The following is a 7,094-nucleotide window of genomic DNA, read 5'->3' as shown; positions in this document are numbered from 1 at the left end:
CTTCCTGGAATTCAGCCTTCGTGTTCATAATTCAGCCTTTCCTCCTTGGATATTCAGCCTCCCTTGAATATACCTTCTCATTCTCTCAGAACAGTAAAAAAAGAAGCCTTACTTAAGACTAAAAACAAAAAAACGCATGGATTATTTCATTTCCATACGTTTTGTCCACTCAACGTCCTCTTCGTTGCTAAACAAGCTTCTTTATTTACTCTCGACTTCGGACAGGTACTGCAAAAACTCTCATTTTCTCCGGTTTCATAAAAAAAGCAGCAGGTCCTTCTAATCCGAACAGGCTCATCCACACCCTCTACCTCACGTTTATCATTGTAAAACCTTGCCAGCGGATTATAGGATTCCTGAAATACGGAAGCATCGGCTTCTCTTACAAGATAATGAAAATCATTAACTATCATCTTCTGGTCCATGCCGCGAAGTTCCATAGGCATTTTCGTCTCATATAACCAATAAATGTATATCGCAACATTTTCCCAAAGAATGGGTCTGGGCACCTTGGAAACTTTGGAAATGTGATTGATTAATTGATAAATGTGATTAAAAAGCTTATTAATCAATTCAGCCCGTTGTTTCTCACGATTCTCTTCGTTTATTTTTTCAACCGTTACATCTTTAATGTACAAGTTTGGCAGCCATTTTCCCGCTTTATATGAAGATACGAGAAAACAGTTTTCTAACTCCAGTGGTAAACACTTATGATAAGCTGTCATCGTATATAAGAAAGGGGTTGCCATTACAAAACCAATTCGTTTCATTAATTGAGACCCAGCAACAAATTGACTGTCCGTGCCAAATTTATGCTGCAACTGATTCAAATACTTCTCTAAAAATGTTTGTTCAAGCAGCATATCCATAGAGATAGTCTCTTCCCTGCTTCCTGGTTGATCTGCTAGCCGAAAATGAGTGATTAACGCTTGCTTTTCCTTATCCGTTAGCTGTTGCAACATTTTGTTTAACATCCCTTAAATGTCTCCCTTTACTAAACGGTATACATAATGGTGTACCACAGATTGGATCACATGCTATTTGACATTGTAAACCAAACACAGTGTGGACAAGCTCTGGTGTAATGATTTCATCGGGATTGCCTTGTTTATAAACTTGTTTATCATGAATGGCTACAATATGATCGGCATATCTGCATGCTAAATTTAAATCATGTAAGACCATTACAATCGTCCGTTGTTCTGTTTGATTTAAATCATATAACAAGTCCAGAATATCAATTTGATGGGTTACATCCAAGTAAGTCGTTGGCTCATCCAATAAAATAATATCTGTGTCCTGTGCAAGCGTCATCGCAATCCACGCTCGCTGCCTCTGCCCACCAGATAAGGAATCCACCTTTCTATCAGCCAACTCTGCCACTCCAGTAACTTCCATAGCATAGTTCACGGCCTTTTCATCTTTTTCCGACCACTGCTGTAACCAGTTCTGATAGGGATATCTCCCCTGCTTTACCAATTGCAGTACCGTTAATCCCTCAGGTGCAACCGGGGATTGTGGAAGGATGGCTAGATTCCTTGCTATTTTTTTAGTAGGAGTATGTGCAATATCGTTTCCATCTAAAACGATGGAGCCAATTTTTGGTTTTAATAAACGAGCCAAGGACCGAAGCAATGTTGATTTCCCGCAACCGTTACTTCCGATAAACACCGTTATTTTCCCCTTTGGAATGGTCAAATCCAACTCTTTAATAACACTTTCTTCACCATAACCCAATGTTAATTCCTTCGTCGATATTGCATCCATCCTGAAAAACCCCTTTCTTCATCCTACTACTATTCATGTAGTTTCTTACTTATTTCTGCTTTTAAATAACAAGTAAATAAAATATGGCGCACCGATTACGGAAGTGAAAACACCAGCTGGTACTTCAAGTGGCGCAAAAGCAGTTCGGGCAACTAAATCTGCTAAAAGAACAATGATTCCTCCAATTAAAGCCGAAACCGGTAATAGAGCACCAAATGAGGAACCAACCAGACGTCTTGCAATATGTGGGGCCATTAACCCGACAAATCCAATCCCTCCAGCAAATGCAACAGCTCCTCCGGCCAGCGCCGTACTCAAAAACAGTAAGATAAAACGATCCTTTTGAACGTTTCCACCTGCATTAGTCGCTAAATCTTCCCCAAATTCTTGTATATTTAATCTCCTTGCAAAAACAAATAAAATAATGGTAAGCACTAATATCCATGGTGTGATCGTTGTAATTTCTGTCCAGTTAGTTCCATTTAAACTCCCAGTTATCCAAATGTTTGCTCTTGATGCTGTATATATTGGACCAAGCAGCATCATCATTGTCGTAAGAGCTTCCACCGCTGCCGAGAGTCCAACACCTATCAGAACAAGACGTATTGGTGCGATTCCACCGTTTTTTCTAGCTAGAAAATAAACAAGTAATCCCATTGCCACTGCCCCTATAAAAGATGCCAGTGGAAGCCAATGAATACTTAATGTTAACGTATTGCTTCGGTCACTGAACACAGCTAAAAAGGCAACGGTGGCAGCGGATGCACCGGCAGTAATTCCTATTATATCTGGTGATGCCAGTGGGTTTCTGATAATACCCTGCAATATCGCACCGGACATAGCCAGTGCCGCACCAGCCAAAACTGCTAACAAAATACGCGGCATCCGAAATGACTGAACGACTAAATTATCCATATCCGTACTGGAACCAAAGATTGCTTTAACGACGTTCCACGGGGAAACCTGCATTTGACCAATACCTAGACTTGCAATCATTAAAGCGATAATTAAGACTGTAAATCCAAAAATAATAAGCAATGATTTACTATCTATTAAAAAGGATATATTTCCTATTCGGAAAGCTTTGTTTTTCTTCATTCGTTAATTCCCCTCCTTGCAATGTAAATAAAGAAGGGAACACCTATAAACGCTGTCATGACACCGACTGGTACTTCAGCTGGCATAATGAGATATCTGGCACCAATATCCGCCATTAGCAGCAGGATTGCTCCAAGCACCCCACTATATGGTATGATCCAACGGTAATCAATCCCGACAAGCCACCGGGCAATATGCGGGATAACCATACCTATAAACCCAATCGGGCCTGCAATTGCAACAGCTCCACCGGCCAGCAAGACAACAATGACTCCTCCAAACAATTTCACAAGTATGGTTCTTTGTCCGAGACCTTTAGCCATGTCCTCTCCCATAGAGAGAACATTTATTTGTCTGCCTATGATGAAAGAAGCAATCCAGCCAATGATGAGATATGGCAAGACATTCATTAAAATTTCTAAGTCCCTGCCCTGGACAGAGCCTGCAAGCCAAAAAAGCACTTGATCCAATGCTCGTTCATTTAAGGTAAGCATTCCTTGTGTTAAGGATGAAAACAGTGCTGCCATCGCAGCTCCCGCTAATGTCATTTTAATCGGTGTTAATCCATCACGCCCCATCGACCCAAGAACATATACGATGATGGCAGAGATAGCTGCACCTGTGAATGCGAGCCATGTAAATGTATTTAAAGAGGTAACGCTAAAGAAACTAATTCCAACTACTACAAAAAAGCCAGCACCAGCATTCACTCCAAATAAACCTGGAGATGCTAATGGATTATTAGTTAATCCCTGCATGATTGAACCTGCAATCGCGAGACTAGCTCCAACCGCAGTAGCAATTAATGCTCGCGGTATCCTTGTATCCTGTATAATAATATGTTCATTCGATCCATCAAAATGGTAAAAGGAATCCATAACCATTTGGGTCGTAACTTTTGTCAGTCCTAAAACGATACTAGCCCATATTAAGCAAATAACGATGAGTGAACCAACCAATAGTCCTAGCATTTTGCTCACATTCGTTTTCATCATAGTCGGTTACCTTTCTGAAACTCTATTGCTTTTACTTTTATAGTTTACTATACTTAACTTTAGTCTAAATTAATTGAGAATCATTGTCAATGAGTATGATAATCGTTTTCAATTATTTTTGATAAATTTCAAAAAATTATTGACACCACAACTGAGAACCGTTATCATTTTAATTGTGAATGATAATCATTATCAATCTCAATAGTTTACATAGGAGGAATATTTACATGTATAAAAAATCTTTATTACTCATATTCTCATTCATATCACTTTTCATCATCACGGCCTGTGGTTCTTCTTCAAACGAAGATACCAATGCCCAGGAAACAGATGACGGAAACAGTGGAGAACAGTCCAGTGAAAGTTATACGATAGAGCACTCAATGGGGTCTACAACAATTGAAGGTACGCCTGAACGCATTGTTGTTTTGACCAATCACGGAACAGAAGCATTACTATCCATGGGAATCACACCAGTTGGAGCGGTTCAATCATGGACAGGTGACCCTTGGTATGACCATATTTCAGATCAAATGGATGGCGTCGAAGTAGTTGGTACAGAAAGTGACATTAACTTAGAAGCAATCGCTATGTTGGAACCAGACTTAATTCTTGGCAATAAAATGAGACAAGAAGAGCATTATGAGGCATTAAGTGCGATCGCACCAACTGTTTTCGAGGAAACCCTTCGCGGCGACTGGAAAGTAAACTTTGAATTAATCGCTGAAGCTGTCGGCCAGGAAGAAAAAGGCCAGCAAGTTCTAGATGACTATAACGAACGTGTTGCAAGTTTATCAGAAGACCTAGGAGATAAAATCGATACAGAGGTTTCCATGGTTCGTTTCATGCCAGAAGATGTTCGTATTTATCACAAAGACTCCTTCTCAGGAATTATTCTTGAAGAAATTGGTCTAGCACGCCCTGAGTCACAGGATGTTGATGACTTTGCTGCAACAGGTGTTACGAAAGAACGTATCAATGAAATGGATGGCGATGTCATTTTCTACTTTACTTATAATGTGGAAGATGGGGATGGTCAGCAGGTGGAGGACGAATGGATTAATGATCCATTATGGAATAACCTAAGTGCTGTCCAAGCCGGAAAAGCTTATGAAGTTAGTGATACGATTTGGAATACGGCAGGCGGTGTACTTGCTGCCCATATTATGTTAGATGATATAAAAGAAAAATTATTATCTGAATAAAGACTGTTTACGAGGATGCTCTTTTGAGTATCCTCGTTTTATTTTTTCTAATGTTGCCTTAAGAAAAACTCGCATTAGCCCATCTTTTAGTGAATGTGCAGTTTTTCTTATACTTGGGTCGTTCAGCTTCGTCGAGTCCACTTCTTGGCTAAAATTGTATGATTTCCAAATGTATAAAAATATTATCCCCACCAAAAGTTGCATTAACGCAAAAATTCACGCACATCCCTCACGTTGAATCCATACACTATTCTAGAATTCATGTAAAGGAATGGATCTCAAATGCTATATTATACAGGGTTGTTATTATTAGTCATTGCAGTAAGCATCGATGGATTCGGTGTGGGAATAACATATGGAATGCAAAAAATTAAAGTACCACTGCGCGCATTACTGATTATCATGCTATGTTCTGGCATCGTCCTATTAATTTCCATGACAATTGGTGACCTGCTTCAGTCCTTCATCACACCAGACATCGCACAGCACATTGGAGGAGTAATCTTGATTTCATTGGGATTATTCTCCCTATTTAATACCATTCGTTCTAACTTAAGCAATAAGGAGAAGGAAGAAAAAGTTCATACATCCAATAGTAAGTTAAGTGAGATAAAGACCGTTTTAGCAACACCTGATAAAGCGGATTTAGATAAATCTGGGAATATTTCGATTGGGGAAGCCTTATTACTCGGGTTCGCCCTTGCCCTGGATGCCTTTGGTGCAGGAATTGGAGCAAGCCTTTTAGGTTACACCCCATTATTAACTGCCATTCTCATTGCTACCATGAGTGGAATATTTTTATATTCTGGAATGAAATTAGGTATCTTATTATCGAAACACGAAAAGCTTAAAAAACTTTCCTTTCTCCCCCCTACCTTATTAATTGGGTTGGGCGTTTTGAATCTTATTTAAAAAGAAATTGGCACACGCTGCCGATTTCTTTTACTTTATAACGCCTTTACTGCCCCTCCATCTACCACTAATGTCTGACCAGTAATATATGTATTTGCTCCAGATCCGAGAAAGACAATTGCTTTTGCAAATTCCTCTGGTTTGCCATACCGTTTCATTGGAATGGATTTTTCATCTGCTTCAATAACTTGATTAACAGGAATATCCTTTTTGTCTGCAACGATTTGTTTTAATTCTAATATTCGATCTGTTTTAATTGTCCCAGGGCCAACCGTATTGATTAAAATATTATCTTCACCAAGCTCCTGTGCCAATGTTTTAGATAGGCCAACAATTCCCGGACGCATCGTATTGGACAGCACCAGGTTATCGAGACTCTGGTAAATGGACGAGGATGCCAGATTAACAATCGCCCCACGCTTTTGTTTTTGCATATATGGAACAGCGGCACGGATTGTACGTACAAAGCTTAATACATTTAATTCAAAGGAATGGTACCATTCATCATCCGTCATATCCAGGAATCTTCCAGCAGGTGGCCCTCCTGCATTATTGACTAACACGTCCACGGTCCCATTCCAGGATACCGCTTTCTCAACTAGATTCTGAATATCATCTGCATTCTTCATATCACAAACTGCATAATCGATATTCGTGTTTCCCGTTTCCTGCGTGATTTCTTCAACTGTATCCTTTAATGCTTCCTCATTTCTGCTGCTGATTAATACATGTGCCCCTTCTCTGGCAAATTCCAAAGCAGATGCCTTCCCCAATCCTTTACTTGCAGCGGTCACAATCACTGATTTTCCATTTAAACCTAAATCCATCCTAAACACCCCTTTTATTTTCTGCAAAATTGCATGATTACAATTATTATAAATGCTAGTTTGAGAGAATTGCAAAAATAATAGAAATATTATTCTATAATGGGAGGGAATGTGAGATGTGGTGTTTTCTATTGATAATTCAGCTTTCATCTCAGTAATTCAGCTTTCCTTCCAGTTATTCAGCTTTCCTTCCATTAATTCAGCATTCATCCCAGTTATTCAGCTTTCCTTCCAGTTATTCAGCTTTCCTTCCAGTAATTCAGCTTTCATCCCATTAATTCAGCTTTCAT

General features: G+C 39.4%; 7 protein-coding genes. 2 read left to right on the top strand and 5 right to left on the bottom strand.

The window, feature by feature from the left end; genetic code table 11:
• Window positions 1–146: 146 nt before the first annotated feature.
• The 4 genes from GMJ66_RS20210 to GMJ66_RS20195 are packed head-to-tail and all read right to left on the bottom strand — an operon-like array spanning window position 147 to window position 3,860.
• Window positions 147–974, bottom strand: coding sequence for an IucA/IucC family C-terminal-domain containing protein (locus tag GMJ66_RS20210; RefSeq protein ID WP_156292111.1), 828 nt, complete (start codon window positions 972–974; stop codon window positions 147–149).
• The gene (locus GMJ66_RS20205; protein ID WP_156292110.1) at window positions 940–1,767 is read right to left on the bottom strand and encodes an ABC transporter ATP-binding protein; all 828 of its coding nucleotides are present in this window, start codon (window positions 1,765–1,767) and stop codon (window positions 940–942) included. The genes GMJ66_RS20210 and GMJ66_RS20205 overlap by 35 nt, the downstream gene beginning before the upstream one ends.
• A gap of 45 nt (window positions 1,768–1,812) precedes the next feature.
• Window positions 1,813–2,865 (bottom strand): FecCD family ABC transporter permease, encoded by a 1,053-nt coding sequence (locus tag GMJ66_RS20200; RefSeq protein ID WP_156292109.1) that lies wholly within the window; start codon window positions 2,863–2,865, stop codon window positions 1,813–1,815.
• Window positions 2,862–3,860 carry a FecCD family ABC transporter permease gene (locus tag GMJ66_RS20195; protein ID WP_156292108.1) on the bottom strand — a complete coding sequence of 333 codons (999 nt, stop codon included), beginning with the start codon at window positions 3,858–3,860 and terminating at the stop codon, window positions 2,862–2,864. Before GMJ66_RS20195 ends, GMJ66_RS20200 begins: the two co-directional genes overlap by 4 nt.
• Window positions 3,861–4,087: 227 nt before the next feature.
• Here GMJ66_RS20195 and GMJ66_RS20190 point away from each other — a divergent pair, with 227 nt between their 5' ends.
• Together GMJ66_RS20190 and ytaF are read left to right on the top strand one after the other, a co-directional pair.
• Complete coding sequence (locus GMJ66_RS20190; RefSeq protein WP_156292107.1) at window positions 4,088–5,065, top strand: ABC transporter substrate-binding protein; 978 nt, start codon at window positions 4,088–4,090, stop codon at window positions 5,063–5,065.
• A gap of 282 nt (window positions 5,066–5,347) precedes the next feature.
• Window positions 5,348–5,977, top strand: a complete 630-nt coding sequence (gene ytaF, locus GMJ66_RS20185) for a sporulation membrane protein YtaF (RefSeq protein ID WP_156292106.1) — start codon at window positions 5,348–5,350, stop codon at window positions 5,975–5,977.
• A gap of 35 nt (window positions 5,978–6,012) precedes the next feature.
• Here the strand turns inward: ytaF and GMJ66_RS20180 are convergent, their stop codons facing one another.
• Window positions 6,013–6,804: an SDR family oxidoreductase gene (locus tag GMJ66_RS20180; protein WP_156292105.1), complete on the bottom strand. Its 792-nt coding sequence runs from the start codon at window positions 6,802–6,804 to the stop codon at window positions 6,013–6,015.
• Between the last annotated feature and the right edge of the window lie 290 nt (window positions 6,805–7,094).

Source organism: Oceanobacillus salinisoli, from assembly GCF_009733865.1.
Lineage (GTDB): Bacteria > Bacillota > Bacilli > Bacillales > Amphibacillaceae > Oceanobacillus > Oceanobacillus salinisoli.
The sequence above is the reverse complement of the archived record's forward strand: the minus strand, read 5'-3'. Positions and strand labels throughout refer to the sequence as shown.

Bases quoted from the DNA above. Each gene is read 5' to 3' on its own strand.
- GMJ66_RS20205 (WP_156292110.1), bottom strand. From the start codon at position 1,767: ATGGATGCAATATCGACGAAGGAATTAACATTGGGTTATGGTGAAGAA.
- GMJ66_RS20190 (WP_156292107.1), top strand. From the start codon at position 4,088: ATGTATAAAAAATCTTTATTACTCATATTCTCATTCATATCACTTTTC.
- ytaF (WP_156292106.1), top strand. From the start codon at position 5,348: ATGCTATATTATACAGGGTTGTTATTATTAGTCATTGCAGTAAGCATC.
- GMJ66_RS20210 (WP_156292111.1), bottom strand. From the start codon at position 974: ATGTTAAACAAAATGTTGCAACAGCTAACGGATAAGGAAAAGCAAGCG.
- GMJ66_RS20180 (WP_156292105.1), bottom strand. From the start codon at position 6,804: ATGGATTTAGGTTTAAATGGAAAATCAGTGATTGTGACCGCTGCAAGT.
- GMJ66_RS20200 (WP_156292109.1), bottom strand. From the start codon at position 2,865: ATGAAGAAAAACAAAGCTTTCCGAATAGGAAATATATCCTTTTTAATA.
- GMJ66_RS20195 (WP_156292108.1), bottom strand. From the start codon at position 3,860: ATGATGAAAACGAATGTGAGCAAAATGCTAGGACTATTGGTTGGTTCA.